Below are 21,189 nucleotides of genomic sequence, written 5' to 3'. Positions count from 1 at the left end.
AGCCGGCCAGCGGCCGGCACTACCCGGTTCATGGCATCAGGCCACGTAAACGGTCTTGATGTTCATGAACTCATGGATGCCGTGCTCGGCCAGTTCGCGCCCGAAACCGGAGCGCTTGCTGCCGCCGAACGGGAGCCGGACGTCGCTCTTGACGATGGCGTTGACGAAGGCGGCACCGCATTCCAGCTGCTGGGCGATCGCTTCGCCGCGCGCCGCATCGCTCGTCCACACGCTGCCACCCAGGCCGAAGGTGGTGTCATTGGCCACGCGCAGCGCTTCGGCGTCGTCGCTGACGCGCAGGATCGCGGCGGCCGGGCCGAACAGTTCTTCGTCATAGGCCGGCATGCCGGGCGTCACATTGTCCAGGATGGTGGCCGGGTAACCCGCGTGCGAGCCGGCCACCGGCTCACCGCCGAGCAGCAGCGTGGCGCCCTTGGCGATGCTGTCCTGCACCTGCTTGTGCAGCTCGTCGCGCAGGTCGGCGCGCGCCATCGGCGCGAGCGTGGTCTCCTCGTCCTGCGGGTCGCCGTAGACGCGCTTGCCGGCGGCGGCGACGAACTTCTCCACGAACGCATCGGCGATCGCATCGACCACGATGAAGCGCTTGGCGGCGATGCAGGTCTGGCCACTGTTGTCGAAGCGCGACTTCACCGCTGCGGCCACCGTCTTGTCGAGATCGGCATCGTCCAGCACCACGAAGGCATCGCTGCCGCCCAGCTCCATCACGCACTTCTTGAGCTGGTCACCGGCATTGGCCGCAATCGACCGCCCGGCGCGCTCGCTGCCGGTCAGGGTGACCGCTTTGACCCGCTTGTCGCGCAGCACCTCGGCCGCCTGGTCGTTGTCGATATGCAGCACATCGAACACGCCCTCGGGCAGGCCGCCATCGCGGCATACCGCCAGGATCAGATCGGCGCATTGCGGCACGTTGCTGGCGTGCTTGAGCAGCGCCACATTGCCGGCCATGAACGCCGGCGCGAGGAAACGGAACACCTGCCAGATCGGGAAGTTCCACGGCATCACCGCGAACACGCAACCGATCGGCTCATAGCGCACGTAACTGCGCTGGGCTTCGGTGTCGATCAGCTGCGGCGTGAGGTAATCGGCCGCGTGATCGGCGTAGAACTCGCAGGCCTCGGCGCATTTGTCGATCTCGCCCAGCGCTTCCCCCTTGAGCTTGCCCATCTCGGTGGTCATCGCCTGCTGGATGTCGCCCTTGCGCTGGCGCAGCTGGCCGGCGATGGCGCGCAGGATCGCCCCGCGCTCCTGCAGCGAGCGTGCCGCCCAGGCCGGGAACGCCTCGGCGGCGGCGGCCAGGCGCTGCTCGACCCCTTCAGCGGTAAGCAGTTCATGGCGATACGTGACCTGGCCGGTCGCGGGATTGATGATGTCAGCGGTCATCGCGGGTCTCCAAAAGTCAGACCCGCAGTGTGCGCCTGGCGCCGTGATCCGGATGTTGCCGGATCGGGATGACGTTCAGCCGGGGTCCTGCAACGCCATCTGCATATCGCGCTGGCGGCGTTTCTCGGCGCGGGAGGTGATGTACCAGCCCAGCACCGCCGCGATCGATACCGCCAGCACCATCAAGGTGGCCAGTGCATTGATCTCCGGCTTGATGCCCATCCGCACCGAGGAGAACACCTTCATCGGCAGGGTGGTCGAGTTCGGGCCGGCCACGAAGCTGGCGATCACTACGTCATCCAGCGACAGCGTGAACGCCAGCAGCCAGCCGGCCACCAGCGCCGGGGCGATGATCGGCAGGGTGATCTGGAAGAACACCTTCAACCGGCTCGCGCCGAGATCCATCGCGGCTTCCTCCAGCGAGCGGTCCAGCTCCTGCAGGCGCGAGGACACCACCACCGTCACGAAGGACAGGGTGAAGGTGACATGCGCGATCCAGATGCTGGTTACGCCGCGGCTGGGGAAACCGGGAATGCCGCCCATCGCCACCAGCAGGGTCATCAGCGAGAAGCCCAGAATCACTTCCGGCATCACCAACGGCGCGGTGATCAACGCACCGAACACGGTCTTGCCCGGGAAGCGGCGCATGCGGGTCATCACCATCGCCGCCATCGTGCCGAGCACGGTGGCCGCGCAGGCCGTCCAGAACGCGACCTTGAGGCTGATCCACAGCGCATCCAGGATCTGCCGGTTGTTGAACAGCTCGCCATACCAGCGCGTGGAGAAGCCCGACCATACCGTGGCCAGCTTGGAGGCATTGAACGAGTACACCATCAACAACAGGATCGGCAGATACAGGAAGGCGAAGCCCAGCCCGAGCAGGCTCCAGCCCAGCCAGCGGTTGCTGCGCACCATGCTCATGCCAGCTTTCCTTCCAACTCGCGCTGCTGCATGCGGTTGAACAGCAGGATCGGCACCAGCAGCAGGGCCAGCATCACGATCGCCACCGCCGAGGCCGTGGGCCAGTCGCGGTTGTTGAAGAACTCGCCCCACAGCACGCGGCCGATCATCAGCGTATCCGGCCCGCCGAGCATTTCCGGAATCACGAACTCCCCCACCGCCGGGATCATCACCAGCATGCAGCCGGCGATGATGCCGGTGCGCGAAAGCGGGAGTGTGATCCGCATGAAGGCCTGCCACGGCTTGGCGCCGAGGTCGTAGGCAGCTTCCAGCAGGCGGTTGTCCAGCTTGACCAGGTTGGCATACAGCGGCAGCACCATGAACGGCAGGTAGCAGTACACGATGCCGATGTAGGCGGCGGTCGGGGTGTACAGGATCTGCAGCGGCGCATCGATCAGGCCGAGCTTGAGCAGCAGCTGGTTGAGCAGGCCGTTGCGGTCCAGGATGCCGATCCAGGCGTATACCCGGATCAGGAACGAGGTCCACGAGGGCAGCACCACCAGCATCATCGCCACGTTGCGCGCGGCCGGGCTCATCCGCGAGATCACGTACGCCATCGGGTAGCCGATCAGCAGCGTGAGCAGGGTCGAGATGACCGCGATCTTGATCGAGCTCAGGTACGCCAGCGCGTACTGGTTGTCCTTGACCAGGGCCGCGTAGCTGCCGAGGTTGAGCTTGAGCGAGAAGGCGCCATCCACGTACTCCAGCAGCCAGGTGTACGGCGGCGAGCCGACCTGGGTGCGCGCGAAGGAGATCATCAGGATGATCACGAACGGCACCGCGAAGAACAGCAGCAGCCACAGGTACGGCGCGGCGATCACGCCGGCGCGCGTGCCCGGGAGCCAGCGCTTCCAGCCGGTCGCGGTCATGAGGTCAGCACCACGCCATCGTTGTCGCGCCAGTGCACCCAGACGGTGTCACCCCAGGTCAGGCCATCGCTGGCCCAGCGCTGCGAATTGGCGAAGTTGGACAGCACCTTGGCCCCGCTCGGCAGGCGCACATGGAACACCGAGTGGCTGCCGAAGTAGGCGATCTCCTCGATCACGCCCTGCGCCTTGTTGGTGTCCCCTGCCGGCTCGTCCTTGCCGATCATCACCTTCTCCGGGCGCAGTGCGAACGCCACCGGCTGGCCTTCGTAACCGGTGATCCCGTGGGCGACGTAGATCGGTGCGGGGAACAACGGCGTGCGCACGGTGACGTACTCGGGCAGGTCCTCATCGAGCACGCCATCGAACAGGTTCACCGAGCCGATGAACTCGGCCACGAACCGGTTGGCCGGCTGCTCGTAGATTTCATCCGGCTTGCCGACCTGCTGGATCCAGCCGGCATCCATCACCGCGATCCGGGTCGCCATGGTCATGGCTTCTTCCTGATCGTGGGTGACCATCACGCAGGTCACCCCGGTGGTCTCGATGATGTTGACCAGCTCCAGCTGCATCTGCGAGCGCAGCTTCTTGTCCAGCGCGCCCATCGGCTCATCCAGCAACAGCAGTTTCGGCCCTTTGGCGAGCGACCGCGCCAGCGCCACGCGCTGCTGCTGGCCACCGGAGAGCTGATGCGGCTTGCGCTTGGCCAGCTTGCCCAGCTGCACCAGCTCCAGCATTTCGCCGACCCGGCGGTTGATCGCATCGCGCGCCATGCCGTCCTGCTTCAGGCCGAAGGCGATGTTCTGCTCCACCGTCATGTGCGGGAACAGCGCATAGGACTGGAACATCATGTTGATCGGGCGCTGGTACGGGGGCAGTGCGTTGATGCGCTGGCCGTCCAGATCGATGGTTCCCTGGGTGGGCGTCTCGAAGCCACCCAGGCAGCGCAGCAGCGTCGATTTGCCACTGCCCGAGCCACCCAGCAGCGCGAAGATCTCGCCCTTGCGCACGTCCAGGGTGACGTCGTCGAGCGCGACGAAGCCGTCGAACTCCTTGCGCAGCGCGCGGATGGACAGGTAGCCCGGTTCCAGGACCGGCAGGACCGCGCCTTCCGGCTTGGCTTCAAATGGCATGGTCAGCGGCTCCGGGAGCGGCGGCAGGACGGGGGGAGAATGCCATTTTACCGGTGGTGGCCGCGTCATGTCCTACCCCCTGAAACGACGACGCCGGCACGGGGCCGGCGTCGCAGAGGCGGTCAGCGACCGGTTTTCACCTCGGTCCACAGCCGGGTGTAGAGCTTGTCCACCTCAGGCGTGTTGATCGAGTAGGTGAACATCTTTGCCGCCACATCGGCCGGCGGGTAGATGGTCGGGTCGGTGCGGATCGCCTCGTCCACCAGCGGCGTGGCCGTGGTCACCGGGTTGGCGTAGTGGATGAAGTTGGTGTTGGCCGCGGCGACCTTCGGCTCCAGCAGGTAATTGATGAAGGCGTAGGCCGCCTCCGGGTGCTTGGCATCCTTGGGGATGGCCAGCATGTCGAACCACTGCGGGGCACCTTCGCGCGGGATCGAGTACGCCACGGTCACGCCGTTGGACGCCTCGGCCGCACGGTCACGGGCCTGGATGATGTCACCGGACCAGCCCACCACCAGGCAGGTACCACCGTTGGCCAGCGAGCCCACGTACTGCGAGGAGTGGAAGTTCTGCACGTACGGGCGGATCGTCTTGAGCAGCGCGGCGGCCTTCTCCAGCGTGGCCGGGTCCTGGCTGTGCGGATCTTCGCCCAGGTAGTGCAGCGCGATCGGGATCATGTCCGAAGGCGTATCCAGGATCGTGATCCCGCAGTCCTTCATCTTGGCGATGTTTTCGGGCTTGAAGATCAGATCCCAGCTGTTGGCGATGTCGGTGCTGCCACCAAAACGCTGCTTGAGCAGCTCCACGTTGTAGCCGATGCCGGTGGTGCCGATCATGTACGGCACACCGTATTCGTTGCCCGGGTCCTGCTGCGCGATGCGCTGCATCACGCTCGGGTCGAGATTGGCCAGGTTCGGGATCTTGCTCTTGTCCAGCGGCAGGAACACGCCGGCCTTGATCTGGCGCCCGAAGAAGTTCAGTGTCGGCACGACGACGTCGTAGCCGCTGTTGCCGGCCAACAGCTTGGTCTCCACCATCTCATCACTGTCGAACACGTCATAGGTCACCTTGGTGCCGGTGGCCTTTTCGAAGTTGGGGATGGTGTCTTCGGCGATGTAGTCGCTGTAGTTGTAGACGTTCAGCACCTTGGCGTCGTCCTGCTTGTCACCGCCGCCACAGGCGGTCAGCACGGATACGGCAATGCCGAGGGTGAGGATTCGCAGCTTCATCGGACTCTCCACAGGTCAGGTGCGAGTTGGGGGGAACCGGCCGGACCGGCACAACGGGTGCCAGCCTACCGGGCATGCCCTCATTTTCCCACACATGGCCCTCACGGCCATGCCGGGCGTGGCGCCCGGGGTCAGACGTTGAGCAGCAGGAATTCGCGCTCCCAGGAGCTGATCACCCGGAAGAACGTCTCGTATTCCTTGCGCTTGACCGACACATAGGCGCGGCAGAAGCGCTCGCCCAGCATCTCGCGCAGCTCCGGGCAGCCTTCCAGCCCGTCCAGCGCCTCGCCCAGCGACCGCGGCAGGTCGTAGCCGAGCTCCTTGGCGCTGCCACTGATCGGCGCGGTCGGGGAGCCCTGCTCGCGGATACCGAGCAGCCCGGCGGCCAGGGTCGCGGCGATCGCCAGGTAGGGGTTGGCATCGGAGCCGGCGAACCGGCTTTCCACCCGCATGTTCTCCGGCGTATCCAGCGGCACGCGCAGGCCGCAGGTACGGTTGTCGAAGCCCCAGTGCACGTTGCTCGGGGAGACCTCGCCGAACATCAGCCGGCGGTAGGAGTTCACGTTCGGCGCGAAGAACGCCATCGCCGCCGGCACGTATTTCTGCAGGCCGGCCAGGTAATGCCCGAACAACGGGCTGAAATCCTCACCGCCATGTTCTCCGGTGAACACATTGCTGCCGTCGCTGATCCGCAGCAGGCTCTGGTGGATGTGCATCGCACTGCCCGGCTCGTTCTCCATCGGCTTGGCCAGGAAGGTGGCGTAGATGCCGTGGCGCATCGCCGACTCACGCATGGTGCGCTTGAACAGGAACACCTGGTCGGCCAGATCCATCGCATTGGCGTGGGTGAAGTTGACCTCCAGCTGCGCCGCGCCGGATTCATGGATGAGCGTGTCCACGTCCAGCTTCATCGCATCGCAGTAGTCGTACATCAGATCGAGGATCGGATCGAACTCGTTGACCGCATCGATCGAGTACGACTGGCGCGCGGTTTCAGGACGCCCGGAGCGGCCGGCCGGCGGCAGCAGCGGGAAGTCCGGGTCCGTGTTCTTCTGGACCAGGAAGAACTCCAGCTCCGGCGCCACCACCGGGCGCAGGCCCAGTTCGGCATAGGCATTGAGGACGCGCCGCAGCACATTGCGCGGGGCCAGCTCATGTGGCTCGCCGGTTTTGGTGAAACAGTCATGGATGACCTGCGCGGTCGGATCGGTCGCCCAGGGCACCATGCGGACAGTGTCGGCATCCGGGCGCAGGATCATGTCCGAATCCGACGGTGAGGTCAGCTCGTAGTAATCGTCCGGGAACTCGCCGGTGACCGTGGTGGCGAAGATACCCTCCGGCAGGCGCGTGCCGTAATCGTGCGAGAACTTGTCGGCCGGAATGATCTTGCCGCGCGCGTTGCCGGTGATGTCCGGCACCAGGCACTCCACCTCGGTGATGCGCCGGTCCTTGAGCCAGCGCAGCAGCGTGCTCTCCTGGGGAACAGGCTTGGGGGCGGCGGCTTTGCGCGAACGCGTTCGGGTGGTCATGACCGGTCTGCTGTAAGAGAGTTGCGGCGACAAGCATCGCCGAAAGCGTGAAAAATGCTGTGATAGAACGGATTGCCAGCCACCCGCCACTCCGGATGCCACTGCACGCCGAGCGCGAAACGATGCGCGGTGCTGCGGGCGGCTTCGATCAGGCCATCCTCGGCGACGGCCTTGATCTGCGTGCCCTCGGCCAAGCGATCCTGGCGGTTGCCTGGCCAGCTCGGCGGCCCGGCCAATGCGGTGAAGGCCAAGCATCGTCCTGTCGGTGGGCAGGCCGCCCCAAGGGGGCGAGACCATGCGTCATGCTCGGATGACCTGCGATCACGTTACCCCCGCGCGCAGACCCTGCGCAACACGACCCCACATCGGCGGCGCATGATCCGTCACATGCCGGCGGCAGTGGCTGCGACAGACTGCCCCCTGTCCCGCGCGCCGGTTGCTGGCATGCTCTGTCCATGATTGTTGTCCTCCCCTCCTTCTGCCGGTGCCCGGCATGACCGCTGCCGGCGAGACGCATGCGCCCAGCTGGTACGCCGACAGCGTGCCAGCGGTCGCTCTGCGCCAGCCACTGACCGGTGACACGACCGCCGACGTCTGCGTGCTCGGCGCCGGCTACACCGGTCTGTCCGCCGCACTGACCCTGGCCGAGCGCGGCTATCGCGTCGTGCTGCTGGAGGCCCACCGGGTCGGCTGGGGCGCCTCCGGGCGCAACGGGGGTCAGGCCATCGTCGGCTATGGCTGCGAAGTGGACACGCTTGAAGACCTGGTCGGCGCCGAGGACGCGAGGGCGCTGTTCGACTTTTCGCGCGACGGCATGCGCCTGCTGCGCGACCGCATCGCCCGGCATCAGATCGACTGCGACTGGCGCGACGGCCACGCCAGCGTGCCGATCAAGCCCCGCCAGGAGCGCATGCTGCGCGCCGGGCTGATCGATCTGGCACAGCGCTACGACTATCCCCTGCAATGGTGGGACCGCGCGCAACTGCGCCAAGAGCTGGACAGCCCGCGCTACCGCGGGGCCATGTTCGACCCTCACAGCGGGCATCTGCATCCCCTGGCTTACGCACAGGGCCTGGCCCGCGCGGCCGAGAGTGCCGGGGCGGTGATCCACGAGCAGTCCCCGGTCCTGCAGCTGATCCGTGGCGCGCGGCCGCAATTGCGCACCGCGCACGGTACGGTAACCGCCGACCACGTGGTGATCGCCGGCAATGCCTGGCTGGAAGGCATCGCGCCGGAGCTGGAATCGCGGATCATGCCGGTCGGCACCTATATCGGCGCCAGTGCGGTGCTCGGGCAGGCGCGGGCACAGTCCCTGATCCGCAATGACATGGCTGTGGCCGATGTCAGCTGGGCGCTGGACTATTTCCGGCTGAGCCGCGACCACCGCCTGCTGTTCGGCGGCCAGGCCAGCTACTCCGCGCTGCCCCCGCCGGGCCTGCGCGGGGTCATGACCCGGCGCATGCGCGCGGTGTTCCCGCAGCTGGCCGATGTGGAGCTGGAGTACGTCTGGGGCGGCTATGTCGACATCACCCGCAACCGTGCCCCGCACTGGGGCCGGCTGACCCCGAATGTCTATTTCGCGCAGGGCTTCTCGGGCCATGGCGTAGCCGCTGCCGGGCTGGCCGGGCAGGTGCTGGCCGAGGCCATCGCCGGGCAGGCCGAGCGCCTGGATGTGTTTGAACGCATTCCGCACCGGCCGTTCCCTGGCGGGCGAATGCTGCGGACCCCGCTACTGGTGGCGGCGATGTCCTGGTACAAGCTTCGGGACGCGTTGTGGTGAGGGCTTAGGAGGCATTCGGCGACCACGGGTAAAGTGAGACACGGCGCGACATCTGAAAGCGGGCGCTCCGTTACCGGGCAGCTCCAGAACAGGCAGTGCTAGCAGACCGTGTGGAGCGCCCCCGCTTGCTGAGCACGCCGCGCGTCACAGCGCAACGACGTGGGGAGAATGCGTCATATCAAGGCCTGCAGTGGCTGAAATGGGCATGCCTCGACCACTGGGAATCGTCTGCGTGTCCGCGGCGCAGCTCAAGTACGCCCCCCAACGACGAGCGTGAAGAGTTTCATAAAAAAATGAGATATGTGTCACGCCTATGAGCGCGGCACATGCCGGCGCGTGAACTCAGACGCTGTGGTCGCCATCACGCCCGGCCACTTTCGTAATTGCATAATCCGGCGCGGATATATACCGTCCAATCTGATCGCGGCATTGATACACAGGGACGTTGACGGCACGAACAGGGGGAGCCGGTGCGAGGAGAATGGTGGAAAAATGGACTTCAGTTGAATCTGCGCATCGAGCCGATCGGGCTTGCCCTTGCCGTCATCTATGCATTCGCGTGCTGGGGCGCACGTCAAGTTTCCCTTGATCAGTTCTACCTGCCAGCAGGCATACGTGTCGCCGCGGTGCTGCTGTGCCCTCCGCGGCTGTGGCCTTACCTGATCCTCGGCGAATATGCCTACTTCGCACAGCTGCGCTACCCGATGGTGGACAAGTACGGCAAGGCTTGGGTCATTTTTGCCTCCGCTTTCTTGATGCCCATCGTGGCGCTGATCGTGCACCTGCATCGCAAGATGATCGCAGCGACGACAAACGTATGGCTGATTTCCGTCGCAGCATCCTCCGCAGTCGCCATTTCTCTGCTAAACCGCAGTTTTTCGCAGTTCCTTTGGCCGACACCACCGGACAACGCCTTTGTCGCGACTGTAGCGCGATACGCAGTCGGCGACTTCATCGGCATATTGACGGTAGCCCCCCTTGCATTGCTTTGGGTACGGCGGCGCAGTGAGTCCGACTGGGCGGCGGGATTTCTCAAGCCTACGGGCATGGCACTCGGACTGATGATGTTACTGGGTGTTTCTGCGGCGTTCCTCCCTGCCGATTCAGCGACCGCGAGAACCAGCCTCCAGGTGCTGATGGCGCTTCCAGCCATCGCGCTGACGTGCATATTAGGTTGGCGTGGTGCTGCCATCGCGGTACCGGTGCTGAACCTCATCATCGGCCTTACTACGCCTAAGCCTTACCCATCGTCTTTCGATCCTCATGCCTTTACAACGCAGCTGATCATGGCCATCACGGGCGTCGCACTGCTGGTCCTCGGCTCACGCATCACGTACTACTACCACCACTACAAGATTCGCGACGACGGCGAGAAGAACGCGATCAAATTGGCTAGAAACTCTCATGTGGCAAGCGAAATGGGGCTTCGCGAACGCGCTCTTGACTTGAGAAAGATCGGGGATGGCATGGACATCTCCCTCAATGAAGTTGTGAACTGGCTGAAGCTGCAGGGGCACCACGAGATCGCCGGAGGATTACTCCACACAGCTGTCGTGCATTCGCGGCAATTCCGTGCGCAGACCAGCATGGTCTATCCGACAGCCCTGGATCACCTTGGCCTGTATGTTGCTCTGCAGGCTGGCGGCGTACGCGAAGCGTGGGAGCTGACCCATCGCGTCACCCGCCCCCGGCTGGAGGGGGATCCGTGCCAATTGAGTATTGGCCTGCAATTGGCTGCCTACCGTGCGATGACCGACGCCGTGACACTGTTGCTGGAGACTGAGTCGGGTCAGATCCAGGTACGCGCACGCTGCGGACGGTTTGGGCGATATCGGGGAATCGTAGTCACCGTGGCATTGCTGGATGCCGCATATGCGCTTTCCGAAACCACCATGTCCATGGCGGTTGAACGTCTCGCGGGGCGAGCCCTTGCCTATGGCGGTGTTGTGCAGTGCCGTCGCAATCGGGTCAGGATGGTGCTTCTGGAAATGCCGCGAACCGATCCCCATGACGCCGCGCATAGCAGCCCGGTTGAATACGTTAAGACGACGGATCGCGGCAGTAGTCAGGCATTGACCTGACATCCTGCGGACTCGGCGGATCAATCGCCTTTCAGACGAACACAGCGGAACAGTTGCATTGGAGAAACAGCGGGTGAGCTGCGAATATCCCCGCAGCGTGAACCTGCAGGTGAGTGCATCACCTGCAGGCCTACCACGGAGCCATCAACTGAGGCCTAGATTAGGTCGTGCGCCAGGCGGCAATGAAACTCCACCTGATGCTGCTGCAGATGGCCTAGTTGCTGCCGTTCACTGGCTCGACCGACCAGACTGCATCAGTGCCGCTCCCGTAAAGCACCAGCGAGAAGCGCGGGCCGCGGTACACCTCGGAGCGCCTCGCGCCTCTCGGCGGCTGGACGCGCAGCGTCGGCAGTGACACTCGCGCGGGAACATCGCCAGCCGGCAATGCCCAGAACACGCCATCTGCATTTCCGATGATCACGTGCACGCGGCCGGCAAGGTCGTTCACCTGGTAATACGTGATTCCTTCACGCTCGAATCCATATACCAGCCAATTTGAATCCTGGCTAAGATTCGCTGCCAATGGCTGCGTCTGTCCCAACCCGCGTTTCGCCAGTTTGACTCCGTGATCATCTGACTGCGCCATGCCAACCATCGGAACCGACGCGAGAATCACGATACCCACAACACCCACAATCCTTGGAATGCGCACATTTACCTCCTGATTAAAACGTTGAGGGGAACTTCAGCGATAGTAACCGTAAGCGGCCATCCATCTATCAACACGGGCCGCCTGAGCCGCCGGCGCAGCAAGACGGTCCGCTGGGCACCCGGGCCGAGGCTGCGACAGTACGCAGCACCCCCTCCCCCCTAAAGTTGCGTGTGAAACCGCCGCTATCTGTCCCGACCCCCTCGGAACCGAGCGTACGCCTCATGCCGGCACTGTTGCAGGGCGCTGTTCTCAGCGACCCCGGTGATGCCCTGCCCCAGCGGATCCTGCTGGTGGAAAACTCGCGGACGTTCACCAGCATGCTGCGCGAGGCGATCGAGCAGCGGCTGGAGCTGCCGGTCTCGGTGGCGACCAGCCTGTCCGAGGCCGGGCGGTTGCTGGATGAGGAACAGGGCTGGTTCCTGGTGCTGACCGGGCTGGTGCTGGCCGATGGCGACCGCGACACCGTGGTGGACTACTTCCTCTCGCGCGGCCTGCGCACGGTGGTGGTCAGCGGCGTATACGACGAGGACCTGCGCAAGCGCGTGCTGCAGCAGCAGATCATCGATTACGTGCTCAAGAACACCCCTGGCAGCATCGACTATCTGGTGTGGCTGGTGCAGCGGCTGGAGCGCAACCGGCGCATCGCCGCGCTGGTCGTGGATGATTCGATGTCGGCGCGGATGTACGCAGCCTCGCTGCTGCGCATGTACGGCCATGATGTCTACGAAGCCGCCGACGGCGCCGAGGGACTCAAGGCGATCGAGGCGCACCCGGCCATCCGGCTGGCGGTGGTCGACCAGGAAATGCCCGGCATGGAGGGCGTGGAGTTCACCCGTCGCCTGCGTACGATGCGGTCGCGCGACAAACTCGCGGTGATCGGGATTTCCGGCAACTCCGATCCGTCGCTGATCCCGCGCTTCCTCAAGAACGGTGCCAATGACTTCCTGCGCAAGCCCTTCTCACGCGAGGAGTTCTTCTGCCGCGTGTCGCAGAACGTGGACCAGCTCGAGCTGATCGGTACGCTGCAGGACCTGGCCACCCGCGATTTCCTGACCGGCCTGCCCAACCGGCGCTGCTTCCTGGAGCAGAGCCAGCGCCAGCTGCCGCAGCTGCAGCTGGACGGCGAGCAGGTGGCGGTGGCGATGATCGACATCGACCACTTCAAGCACATCAACGATACCCACGGCCACGAGGCCGGCGACGATGCGCTGCGTGCGGTGGCCGCCGCGGTGGCGGGCCATGCCCGCCATGAAGATCTGATCGCGCGGTTCGGCGGTGAGGAGTTCTGCCTGCTGGTGCCGGGATTGGACACCGAACGGGCCGTGGCGTACTTCGAACAGCTGCGCCAGGCCATCGCGGCGCTGGCGGTGGACGTCGGCCATGCCACGCTGCGCATGACCGTCAGCATCGGCCTGTGCTGCCTTCGCCCGCAGCACGACTCGCTGCACCGTCTGATCTCCGAAGCCGACCGTCAGCTGTACCTGGCCAAGGCCGGCGGCCGCAACCGGGTCCACTGCGCGACCGTCGCTACGAGCGCGCTCACCCGCGAGCCCGAACCGGTGCTTTGATCCAGATCAACGCGGCCGTCGGATCGAGTGCCTAGAGTCGCCCCCAGTTGAACAGCGCGGGGAACGCACCATGGCACTTCTGGTCTGGCAGGACGATCTGAACATCGGTATCGATGTCATCGATCACCAGCACATGCGCATCGTGGAGATGCTCAACCACCTGCACGTCGCCCAGAAGAGCCTGGAGCGCCTGGCGGTGGCCGAAGTGATCGACGAACTGGTGGACTACACCATGTCCCATTTCGCCTTCGAAGAAGAGCTGATGGAGGAAGCCGGCTATCCGTTCTGCTCGGCGCACAAGCGCGTGCACGAGATTTTCGGCAAGCGCGTGAGCGAGTACCGGCTGCGCTTCAAGGCGGGCGAGGACATCACCGAAGAGCTGCGCACGATGCTGTCGCGCTGGCTGTTCAACCATATCCGTGGCGATGACAAGGCTTACGCGCCGCAGGTCAAACAGCACCTCAACCAGTTCGCGCGCGAGCACCAGCAGGGCGGTTGGCTGGGCCGCACGCTCAAGCGGTTCTTCCGCTGATCAGCGTCGACGCCGACCCATCGCCAGCAAAGCGACGATAGTGACCAGTGCGGTCACGCACAGGTAGTAGCCGACCGCAACCAGGCCGTAGCGTTCGGCCAGCCACGTCGCCACATAGGGCGCCGGCGCGGCACCGAGTATGCCGGCCAGGTTGAACGACAAGGAGGCGCCGGTATAGCGCACCTGGACCGGGTAGATCTCGGCCAGGAAGGTACCGCACGGGCCGTAGGTCAGGCCCATCAGGAACAGACCCAGCGACAGGAAGCCGAGCACGAGCCACGGGCTGCCGGCCTGGAACAGCGGCGCGAACACCACGCCGAAGGCAAGGATCAGGCCGCTGGCCACTATCATCGTGCGGCGCGTGCCCCAGCGGTCACCATACAACGCGGAGATCGGGATGCCCGCGGCGAAGAACAGAATGCCGACCATCTGCAGCAGCAGGAACTGCTCGCGCGAGTAGCCCAGCACGGTGGTGCCATGGCCGAGGGTGAATACCGTCATCAGGTAGAACAGCACGAAGGTGGCGAACGCCCCCAACGTGCCCAGCACCAAGGTCAGCGGATGCTCGCGCAGCACCGTCCACATCGGCAGCCTGACCCGCTCGTTGCGGTCCAGCGCGGCCTGGAACTGCGGAGTCTCGTGGATGTTCAAGCGCACCCACAGGCCGATGCCGACCAGCAGCGAACTGGCCAGGAACGGCACGCGCCAGCCCCACTGCAGGAAATCGGCGTCGCTCATCGCACGGCCCAGCAGCAGGAAGATACCGGCCGACAGCAGGAAGCCCAGCGGTGCGCCCAACTGCGGAAACATGCCGTACCAGGCGCGCTTGCCGGGGGGCGCATTCTCGGTGGCCAGCAACACGGCCCCGCCCCACTCGCCACCCAGCCCCAGGCCCTGGCCGAACCGGCACAGCGCCAACAGCGCAGGTGCCACCAGCCCGATGCTGGCATGCGTGGGCAGCAGGCCGATCGCCACGGTGGAGATGCCCATCGTGAGCAGCGCAGCAACCAGCGTCGCCTTGCGCCCGATGCGGTCACCGTAGTGACCGAACACCGCCGAGCCGACCGGCCGCGCGATGAAGGCCACCGCGAAGGTCGCCAGCGACTGCAGCATCGCCGCACCATCGCTGCTCTCCGGGAAGAACAGGTGCGGGAACACCAGCACCGCCGCGGTGGCGTAGATGTAGAAATCGAAGAATTCGATGGTGGTGCCGATCAGGCTCGCCAGCAGGATGCGGCGGGGAGAGTTCACGACAGGGGCGACAGCAGGTGTGGACATCGGGTACGCAGAAAAGGGCAGCTGCCGGATTCTGCCACGCCCACCCCATGCCTGCCGCGATGGTTGCAGACGAGACTGTCAGCCTGTGACCCGGTCGGCGACCTGCGCATCCGACAGGAACTTCCCCGGCGACACAGGGTCTGAACGCGGTCACCCCACCAGGACGGTCCCGGATGTCAGCCTCACGGAAGAGTGCCAACGCCTCGCACTGGGCGCAGCCCGCCGCCATCGTGGTGGTGATCGTTGTACACGGGCTGATGCTGGGCGTGCTGCTGCGTTCACCAGCCGCCAACGGCACCGCCGGGGAGGCCCGCCTGGCGGTGTACTGGCTGCCGCGGCCGCTGCCTGCGCCGGCTCCCCCACCCTCGGCGACTCCCTCGCCCCCCATACCGCAGCCCGCCGCCTCGCCGAGTGTGCCCGCGCCACGTGTGGCCACGCCAACCATCACATCGCATGCTGCGCCGGTGGATCCGCAGGCGCCACGCACCGCGTTGGACCTGAGCGTGCCGGGCTCGCTGACAGGCAGCGGTATCGATGCCGCCTCGCTGGTTCCGCGTGCGCTGGGCGACCGCGAGGTACACCCGGCATTCCAGCCCAGACCCCAGCGCTTCCGCATGAAGGCCGGGATGACCCCGGAGCAGACCGTGCACGGCATCTTCCAGCTGATCGGCGCATGGCCACCGGGCTATACGGTGGACCAGTGCCGTCTGACCCGGCAGCAGATCGACTACCTCCGCAACGCCGTGGATGAGATGGACCGCGACCTGCTGCGCGAGTCACTCATCCGTCAAGACCAGGACTGCTGACCGGCGTTACCCGCCCAGATGGATCCAGGTCGCCTTGAGTTCGGTGTACTTGTCGAAGGCGTGCAGGGATTTGTCGCGGCCGATACCGGACTGCTTGTAGCCCCCGAACGGCGCGGTCATGTCGCCGCCATCCCACTGGTTCACCCAGACACTGCCGGCCCGCAGCCCGCGTGCCACCCGATGTGCCCGGCCAAGGTCGCGTGTCCACACACCGGCGGCCAGCCCGTAGATCGAATCATTGGCCATGCGCAGTGCGTCGTCTTCGTGATCGAAGGTGAGCACCGACAGCACCGGCCCGAAGATCTCCTCGCGGGCGATGGTGTGCTGCGGATCGACCTCGTCGAATACCGTTGGCTCCACGTAGCTGCCACCGGGCACGACCTCCAGCCGCTTGCCGCCCAGCAGCAGGCGCGCGCCATCGGCCTCACCGCGTGCTACGTAATCCAGCACGCGGCCTGCATGCGCCTCGTCGACCAGTGCGCCCATCGCGGCGTCCGGCTCGAAGGGATGCTGCGGCTGCATATGCCGGCCATGCGCCAGCACCCGTGCCACGAACGCGTCCTTGATCGAGCGCTGGACCAGTAAACGCGAGCCGGCCGTGCACACCTCGCCCTGGTTGTAGAAGATCGCGGTGGCTGCCGCCTGCGCAGCTTTGTCCAGATCGGGCGCGTCGGCGAACACCAGGTTCGGGCTCTTGCCGCCGCACTCCAGCCAGGTGCGCTTGAGATTCGATTTCCCGGCGCATTGCAGCAACCGGCGGCCCACGGCGGTAGACCCGGTGAACGCCAGCGCATCCACATCCATGTGCAGCGCCAACGGTTCGCCGGTGCGCTCGCCGTGGCCCGGCAGCACGTTGAACACACCATCAGGCACCCCCGCCTCGGCCACCAGCGCCGCCAGCCGGATCGCACTCAGCGGCGAGCGCTCGGAGGGTTTGAGCACCACGGAATTGCCCGCCGCCAAGGCCGGCGCGATCTTCCACGAGGCCATCAGCAGCGGGAAGTTCCACGGCACGATCACCGCCACCACGCCCACCGGCTCGCGGGTGATCAGGCCCAGCGTGTCGAGCGCGGTCGGGGCGACTTCGCCATACACCTTGTCCACCGCCTCGGCGGTCCAGCGCAGGCAACGCAACACACCGGCAAGATCACCTTGGCGTGCGTCGCGCACCGGCTTGCCCATATCCAGGGTTTCCAGCAACGCAAGCTCATCGGCATGCTGTTCAACCAGATCGGCCAGCCGCAGCAGCACCTGCTTGCGATGAGAGGGCGCAGCCCGCGACCAGTCGCCCGCATCGAAACTGCGCCGTGCCGCCGCGACCGCACGGTCGACGTCCGCCGTATCGGCATCGGCCACCTGCACCAGCACGCGGCCATCGATCGGGCTGATGCAGTCGTAACGTGCGCCGCTGGCTGCGTCGACGTAGCGCCCATCGATGAACGCCTGGCCTTGGAAGGTCAGTGCATCGGCCTGGCGTTGCCAGTCGTCACGGGTGCGTGCGGTGGTCATCGGCGTCGTCCTCATTTACTCATCCGGGTAAAGCGGTTATACCCGGCGCCGTCACGGGTTGACGTGAGGCGAGTGCGATAAAGTCGTGACCATCGCGCCCTTGCGGAGTGCCTCATGCCTCGTTCCGATTCGTCGTTGTCGACTCTGGCCAGCCAGGCACCCGCAGACCTGGATGCCTACTGGATGCCGTTCACCGCCAACCGCCAGTTCAAGGCCGCCCCGCGTCTGCTGGTACGCGCCGAGGGCATGTACTACCACGACATCGACGACCGTCCGATCCTGGATGGCGCGGCCGGCCTGTGGTGCTGCAACGCCGGTCATGCGCGGCCGCGGATCGTGCAGGCGATCCAGCAGCAGGCGGCCACGCTGGATTTCGCGCCACCGTTCCAGATGGGCTCGCCGTTGCCGTTCGTGCTGGCCGAGCGCTTGGCTGCACTGGCACCGGCCCGCTTGAACCATGCGTTCTTCACCAACTCCGGCTCCGAAGCAGTCGACACCGCCATGAAGATCGCCCTGGCCTACCACCGCCTGCGCGGCGAGGGCCATCGCACCCGCTTCATCGGCCGCGAGAAGGCCTATCACGGCGTGGGCTTCGGCGGCCTGTCGATCGGCGGCCTGCCCAACAACCGCAAGACGTTCGGGCCGTTGTTGGCCGGCAGCGATTTCCTGCGCCACACGCTCGATCTGGAGCGCAATGCCTTCAGCCCCGGCCTGCCGCGCCACGGCGCCGAACTCGCAGAAGACCTGGAACGTTTGATCGCGTTGCACGATGCGTCCACCATCGCGGCGGTGTTCGTCGAGCCGATCGCCGGCTCGGCGGGGGTGATCCTGCCCGCGCCGGGCTATCTGCAGCGCCTGCGCGAGATCTGCGACCAGCACGGCATCCTGCTGGTCTTCGATGAGGTGATCACCGGTTTCGGCCGGGTCGGCAACGCCTTTGCCGCGCAGCGCTTCGGCGTCACCCCGGACCTGATGACCCTGGCCAAGGGGCTGACCAATGGCGCGGTGCCGATGGGCGCAGTGCTTGCCAGCGATGCGATCCACGGCGCCTTCATGCAAGGGCCGGCGGCTGCGATCGAGTTCTTCCATGGCTACACCTATTCCGGCCACCCGCTTGCCTGCGCAGCGGCCCTCGCTGCCCTGGATACCTACGCCGAGGAGCATCTGTTCGAGCGCGCCATCGAGTTGGGTGACTACTGGCAGGAACGGCTGCACAGCCTGCGCGGCTTGCCGCACGTGGTGGACATCCGCAACTTCGGGCTGATCGGTGCGGTCGAGCTGATGCCGCGCAAGGATGCCCCCGGCGCGCGTGGCTACGAGGTGTTCGAGCGCTGCTTCCGCGACGGCCAACTGCTGGTGCGCTGCACCGGCGACGTGATCGCCCTGTCGCCCCCGCTGATCCTGGAGCGCAGCCACATCGACCGCATCGTGGACGTGCTGGGCGACATGATCCGCGCCACCGGCTGAGCCTGAATCCGCCGGCGACGACGGCGACCGCCGCGATCCTTACAATGGTCGGTCACGTTTCGCTCGCGTACCGGATTGCATGGACATTGTCGTCAAAGAAGAACTCAAGGCCTACATCGACCCGCTGACGCAGGACGAGCATGACGCGCTGGAGCGCAGCATCCTCGCCGAGGGCTGCCGCGATGCGCTGGTGCTGTGGGGCGAGGTGCTGGTCGATGGCCACAACCGCTACGGCATCTGCCAGAAGCACGGCCTGCCGTTCCAGACGATCCAGAACACCCGCTTCCAGTCGATGGATGACGTCCACCTGTGGATGATCGAACAGCACCTGGGCCGCCGCAGCGTGTCCGATTTCCAGCGCGGCGTGCTGGCGCTGCGCAAGCGCGACATCCTGGCCGAGCGCCACCGTGCCGATCAGGCCCAGTTGCAGAAGGAAAGCGACGGCGAGATCAGCGGCCCGGCCGACGCCGGTGACGAGGACAGCCCGCCATGGGCCGCCGCGCCGAAGGTCAGCCGCGCCGACATGGCGCGCGAAGCCCGGCTGAGCAGCAGCCAGGTGACGATGATCGAGCGCATCCACAAGCAGGCCGCGCCGGAGCTGGTGGAAGCGGTCAAGACCGGGGTGATCTCGATCAGTGCCGCGGCCGCCGTGGCCGATCTGCCGGAAGACGAACAGCGTGCCGCGGCCGCCGCCGGCAAGGACGAGCTCAAGCAGGCCGCCAAGCGTGTGCGCGAGTCCAAGCGCAAGCCGCGCAAGCCCGCGCAGGAGGTGCTGCACAGTGCCGATGGCGACGCCGAGGTCGACCACAGCCGCGCCGCCGAGATCGCCGATGCGCTCAACGCATTGGGCGAAGGCCCGGCCGAGCTGCGCCAGCGCATCATCGCGCTGACCCTGGAGAACGACACCCTGCGTCAGCAGCTGGCCGTGCTGCGCAGGCAGGTGGCGGACATCTGAGGTAGTGCCGGCCGCTGGCCGGCAACGCCAACGGCTTCCGGATGGGGGCCTGGTTGCCGGCCAGCGGCCGGCACTACCTGTTGCTCATGCCGGGGTCGTTAAACTGCCGCAATGACGCCCACCTCCCCTCCCGACCCGCGCCGCGCCCAGCTGCGCCGGCTCAAACTGATCGCCCTGGCCATGCTGGTGGCGATGCTGGCCGGCTTCGCGGTCAGCCACTGGCACGGCGAACGCGGCATCTGGGCCTGGGTCTCGGCCTTCTGCGAGGCTGCCGCGGTCGGCGCGCTGGCCGACTGGTTCGCGGTGGTGGCCCTGTTCCGGCGCCCGCTCGGCCTGCCCATCCCGCATACCGCGATCATCCCGCGCAGCAAGGACCGGATCGCCGACAGCCTGGCGCTGTTCGTGCGCGACCAGTTCCTGGAACCGCAGGCCCTGCTGGCCCGGCTGCAGGTGTTCGATCCGGCCAGCCGTCTGGGCAGTTGGCTGGCTGAACCCGCGCGGGCCCGCATGCTGGCCGACATGGCGCGCGGCTGGGCGCTGCAGGCGCTGGACTTCCTGGATGAGGCCGCCGTCCGCCGCAGCATCCAGGGCTTTGTGATCCAGCAGCTGCGGCAGTGGAATGCGGCGGCCACCGCGGGCGAACTGCTCGGCCTGCTCACCGCTGACAACCGCCACCAGCGCGTGCTGGATGAAGGCCTGACCCGGATCAGCGAATGGCTGGGCAATGAGAAGGTCAAAGACCGCGCGTCCACGTTGATCGTGGGCTACATCCAACGCGAGTGGCCCAAGCTGGCCAGCACGGTCAACTGGGTCAAACCGATCGATGAGATCGGCGATACCCTTGCCGAGCGCCTGGCGCACGCGGTGCTGGAAGAACTGCAGCAGATCCTGGCCCAGCCGGAGCATCCGCTGCGGCGCGATTACGAAACCTGGCTGAGCGATTACATCCAGCGGCTGCGCGAAGACCCGGCCTTGGCCGAGAAGGTGGAACAGCTCAAACAGCAGGTGATCGACCACCCGGCCGTGCAGGAATACGTGCAGGGCCTGTGGGCGCGCATCCACGCCAGCCTGCGTGCCGACCTGGCCAGCGAAGACTCCGCACTGGCCGGTCACCTGCGCCGCAGCCTGGCCTCCGTGGGCGAGGCGCTGCAGGCCGACCCGTCACTGCGCGAAGCACTCAACCAGCACCTGATGGAGGGTGCCGAGCGCCTGACCACGCGGCTGCGCAGCGGCGTCACCGAGCACATCGCGCAGACCGTCAAAAGCTGGGACGAACGCCATCTGGTCGAGCAGCTGGAACTGAGCGTCGGCCGCGACCTGCAGTTCATCCGCTTCAACGGCACCCTGGTCGGTGGCCTGATCGGCGTGATCCTGCATGCACTGACGGTGTGGTTCCGCTGGTAAGCAGCGGGTAGATGCGCGACCGGTGTTTTTGACGGACCA

At 66.0% G+C, this 21,189-nt stretch carries 17 protein-coding genes and 1 pseudogene; 8 read left to right on the top strand and 10 right to left on the bottom strand.

Annotated elements, in window-relative coordinates; all coding sequences use genetic code 11:
* Positions 1 to 36: 36 nt before the first annotated feature.
* From EDF74_RS03620 to EDF74_RS03590, 7 genes and pseudogenes are all read right to left on the bottom strand, one after another.
* Positions 37 to 1,401, bottom strand: coding sequence for an NAD-dependent succinate-semialdehyde dehydrogenase (locus EDF74_RS03620; protein ID WP_123728829.1), 1,365 nt, complete (start codon positions 1,399 to 1,401; stop codon positions 37 to 39).
* 75 nt (positions 1,402 to 1,476) lie between these two features.
* Positions 1,477 to 2,322 (bottom strand): ABC transporter permease subunit, encoded by an 846-nt coding sequence (locus tag EDF74_RS03615; RefSeq protein ID WP_123728828.1) that lies wholly within the window; start codon positions 2,320 to 2,322, stop codon positions 1,477 to 1,479.
* A complete protein-coding gene (locus EDF74_RS03610) occupies positions 2,319 to 3,230 on the bottom strand; it encodes an ABC transporter permease subunit (protein WP_123728827.1) in 912 nt (303 codons plus the stop codon). Before EDF74_RS03610 ends, EDF74_RS03615 begins: the two co-directional genes overlap by 4 nt.
* Positions 3,227 to 4,360: an ABC transporter ATP-binding protein gene (locus tag EDF74_RS03605; RefSeq protein ID WP_070426989.1), complete on the bottom strand. Its 1,134-nt coding sequence runs from the start codon at positions 4,358 to 4,360 to the stop codon at positions 3,227 to 3,229. Before EDF74_RS03605 ends, EDF74_RS03610 begins: the two co-directional genes overlap by 4 nt.
* A gap of 122 nt (positions 4,361 to 4,482) precedes the next feature.
* Positions 4,483 to 5,589 (bottom strand): polyamine ABC transporter substrate-binding protein, encoded by a 1,107-nt coding sequence (locus EDF74_RS03600; protein WP_123728826.1) that lies wholly within the window; start codon positions 5,587 to 5,589, stop codon positions 4,483 to 4,485.
* A 131-nt stretch (positions 5,590 to 5,720) separates the two neighbouring features.
* Positions 5,721 to 7,118, bottom strand: a complete 1,398-nt coding sequence (locus EDF74_RS03595; protein ID WP_123728825.1) for a glutamine synthetase family protein — start codon at positions 7,116 to 7,118, stop codon at positions 5,721 to 5,723.
* A pseudogene (locus EDF74_RS03590) lies at positions 7,115 to 7,315 on the bottom strand (gamma-glutamyl-gamma-aminobutyrate hydrolase family protein); the annotation flags it as partial. The pseudogene EDF74_RS03590 and the gene EDF74_RS03595, both read right to left, overlap by 4 nt.
* Positions 7,316 to 7,611: 296 nt before the next feature.
* On the opposite strand from EDF74_RS03590, the gene EDF74_RS03585 reads away from it, so the two are divergent.
* On the top strand, positions 7,612 to 8,898 hold the full coding sequence (locus EDF74_RS03585) for an NAD(P)/FAD-dependent oxidoreductase (RefSeq protein ID WP_123728824.1): 1,287 nt from the start codon (positions 7,612 to 7,614) through the stop codon (positions 8,896 to 8,898).
* A 470-nt stretch (positions 8,899 to 9,368) separates the two neighbouring features.
* Positions 9,369 to 10,979, top strand: coding sequence for an MASE1 domain-containing protein (locus tag EDF74_RS03580; protein WP_123728823.1), 1,611 nt, complete (start codon positions 9,369 to 9,371; stop codon positions 10,977 to 10,979).
* Between the two features lie 214 nt (positions 10,980 to 11,193).
* Here EDF74_RS03580 and EDF74_RS03575 read toward each other — a convergent pair whose 3' ends face one another.
* Entirely contained in the window at positions 11,194 to 11,604 is a 411-nt protein-coding gene (locus tag EDF74_RS03575; RefSeq protein ID WP_260232173.1) for a hypothetical protein, read from the bottom strand.
* A gap of 248 nt (positions 11,605 to 11,852) precedes the next feature.
* On the opposite strand from EDF74_RS03575, the gene EDF74_RS03570 reads away from it, so the two are divergent.
* Together EDF74_RS03570 and EDF74_RS03565 are read left to right on the top strand one after the other, a co-directional pair.
* Positions 11,853 to 13,199, top strand: a complete 1,347-nt coding sequence (locus tag EDF74_RS03570; protein WP_123728821.1) for a diguanylate cyclase — start codon at positions 11,853 to 11,855, stop codon at positions 13,197 to 13,199.
* A gap of 70 nt (positions 13,200 to 13,269) precedes the next feature.
* Positions 13,270 to 13,731, top strand: a complete 462-nt coding sequence (locus tag EDF74_RS03565; protein ID WP_123728820.1) for a bacteriohemerythrin — start codon at positions 13,270 to 13,272, stop codon at positions 13,729 to 13,731.
* Here the strand turns inward: EDF74_RS03565 and EDF74_RS03560 are convergent, their stop codons facing one another.
* Positions 13,732 to 15,009, bottom strand: a complete 1,278-nt coding sequence (locus EDF74_RS03560) for an MFS transporter (protein WP_123728819.1) — start codon at positions 15,007 to 15,009, stop codon at positions 13,732 to 13,734.
* Between the two features lie 173 nt (positions 15,010 to 15,182).
* Here EDF74_RS03560 and EDF74_RS18385 point away from each other — a divergent pair, with 173 nt between their 5' ends.
* On the top strand, positions 15,183 to 15,815 hold the full coding sequence (locus EDF74_RS18385) for a hypothetical protein (RefSeq protein ID WP_123728818.1): 633 nt from the start codon (positions 15,183 to 15,185) through the stop codon (positions 15,813 to 15,815).
* A gap of 6 nt (positions 15,816 to 15,821) precedes the next feature.
* Here EDF74_RS18385 and EDF74_RS03550 read toward each other — a convergent pair whose 3' ends face one another.
* On the bottom strand, positions 15,822 to 17,324 hold the full coding sequence (locus tag EDF74_RS03550; RefSeq protein WP_123728817.1) for an aldehyde dehydrogenase: 1,503 nt from the start codon (positions 17,322 to 17,324) through the stop codon (positions 15,822 to 15,824).
* A gap of 114 nt (positions 17,325 to 17,438) precedes the next feature.
* Here EDF74_RS03550 and EDF74_RS03545 point away from each other — a divergent pair, with 114 nt between their 5' ends.
* The 3 genes from EDF74_RS03545 (at position 17,439) to EDF74_RS03535 (ending at position 21,150) form a co-directional block, all read left to right on the top strand.
* Complete coding sequence (locus EDF74_RS03545) at positions 17,439 to 18,791, top strand: aspartate aminotransferase family protein (protein ID WP_123728816.1); 1,353 nt, start codon at positions 17,439 to 17,441, stop codon at positions 18,789 to 18,791.
* 79 nt (positions 18,792 to 18,870) lie between these two features.
* Entirely contained in the window at positions 18,871 to 19,746 is an 876-nt protein-coding gene (locus EDF74_RS03540; RefSeq protein WP_123728815.1) for a plasmid replication/partition related protein, read from the top strand.
* A gap of 111 nt (positions 19,747 to 19,857) precedes the next feature.
* A complete protein-coding gene (locus EDF74_RS03535; RefSeq protein ID WP_123728814.1) occupies positions 19,858 to 21,150 on the top strand; it encodes a DUF445 domain-containing protein in 1,293 nt (430 codons plus the stop codon).
* Positions 21,151 to 21,189 lie beyond the last annotated feature (39 nt).

It is taken from the genome of Stenotrophomonas rhizophila, from assembly GCF_003751305.1.
Lineage (GTDB): Bacteria > Pseudomonadota > Gammaproteobacteria > Xanthomonadales > Xanthomonadaceae > Stenotrophomonas > Stenotrophomonas rhizophila_B.
This window is presented reverse-complemented; position numbering and strand designations above follow the sequence as displayed.

Excerpts from the sequence above, each read along its gene's own strand:
- EDF74_RS03620 (WP_123728829.1), bottom strand. The coding sequence starts at position 1,401 with ATGACCGCTGACATCATCAATCCCGCGACCGGCCAGGTCACGTATCGC.
- EDF74_RS03615 (WP_123728828.1), bottom strand. The coding sequence starts at position 2,322 with ATGAGCATGGTGCGCAGCAACCGCTGGCTGGGCTGGAGCCTGCTCGGG.
- EDF74_RS03610 (WP_123728827.1), bottom strand. The coding sequence starts at position 3,230 with ATGACCGCGACCGGCTGGAAGCGCTGGCTCCCGGGCACGCGCGCCGGC.
- EDF74_RS03605 (WP_070426989.1), bottom strand. The coding sequence starts at position 4,360 with ATGCCATTTGAAGCCAAGCCGGAAGGCGCGGTCCTGCCGGTCCTGGAA.
- EDF74_RS03600 (WP_123728826.1), bottom strand. The coding sequence starts at position 5,589 with ATGAAGCTGCGAATCCTCACCCTCGGCATTGCCGTATCCGTGCTGACC.
- EDF74_RS03595 (WP_123728825.1), bottom strand. The coding sequence starts at position 7,118 with ATGACCACCCGAACGCGTTCGCGCAAAGCCGCCGCCCCCAAGCCTGTT.
- EDF74_RS03585 (WP_123728824.1), top strand. The coding sequence starts at position 7,612 with ATGACCGCTGCCGGCGAGACGCATGCGCCCAGCTGGTACGCCGACAGC.
- EDF74_RS03570 (WP_123728821.1), top strand. The coding sequence starts at position 11,853 with ATGCCGGCACTGTTGCAGGGCGCTGTTCTCAGCGACCCCGGTGATGCC.
- EDF74_RS03565 (WP_123728820.1), top strand. The coding sequence starts at position 13,270 with ATGGCACTTCTGGTCTGGCAGGACGATCTGAACATCGGTATCGATGTC.
- EDF74_RS03560 (WP_123728819.1), bottom strand. The coding sequence starts at position 15,009 with ATGTCCACACCTGCTGTCGCCCCTGTCGTGAACTCTCCCCGCCGCATC.
- EDF74_RS18385 (WP_123728818.1), top strand. The coding sequence starts at position 15,183 with ATGTCAGCCTCACGGAAGAGTGCCAACGCCTCGCACTGGGCGCAGCCC.
- EDF74_RS03550 (WP_123728817.1), bottom strand. The coding sequence starts at position 17,324 with ATGACCACCGCACGCACCCGTGACGACTGGCAACGCCAGGCCGATGCA.
- EDF74_RS03545 (WP_123728816.1), top strand. The coding sequence starts at position 17,439 with ATGCCTCGTTCCGATTCGTCGTTGTCGACTCTGGCCAGCCAGGCACCC.
- EDF74_RS03540 (WP_123728815.1), top strand. The coding sequence starts at position 18,871 with ATGGACATTGTCGTCAAAGAAGAACTCAAGGCCTACATCGACCCGCTG.
- EDF74_RS03535 (WP_123728814.1), top strand. The coding sequence starts at position 19,858 with ATGACGCCCACCTCCCCTCCCGACCCGCGCCGCGCCCAGCTGCGCCGG.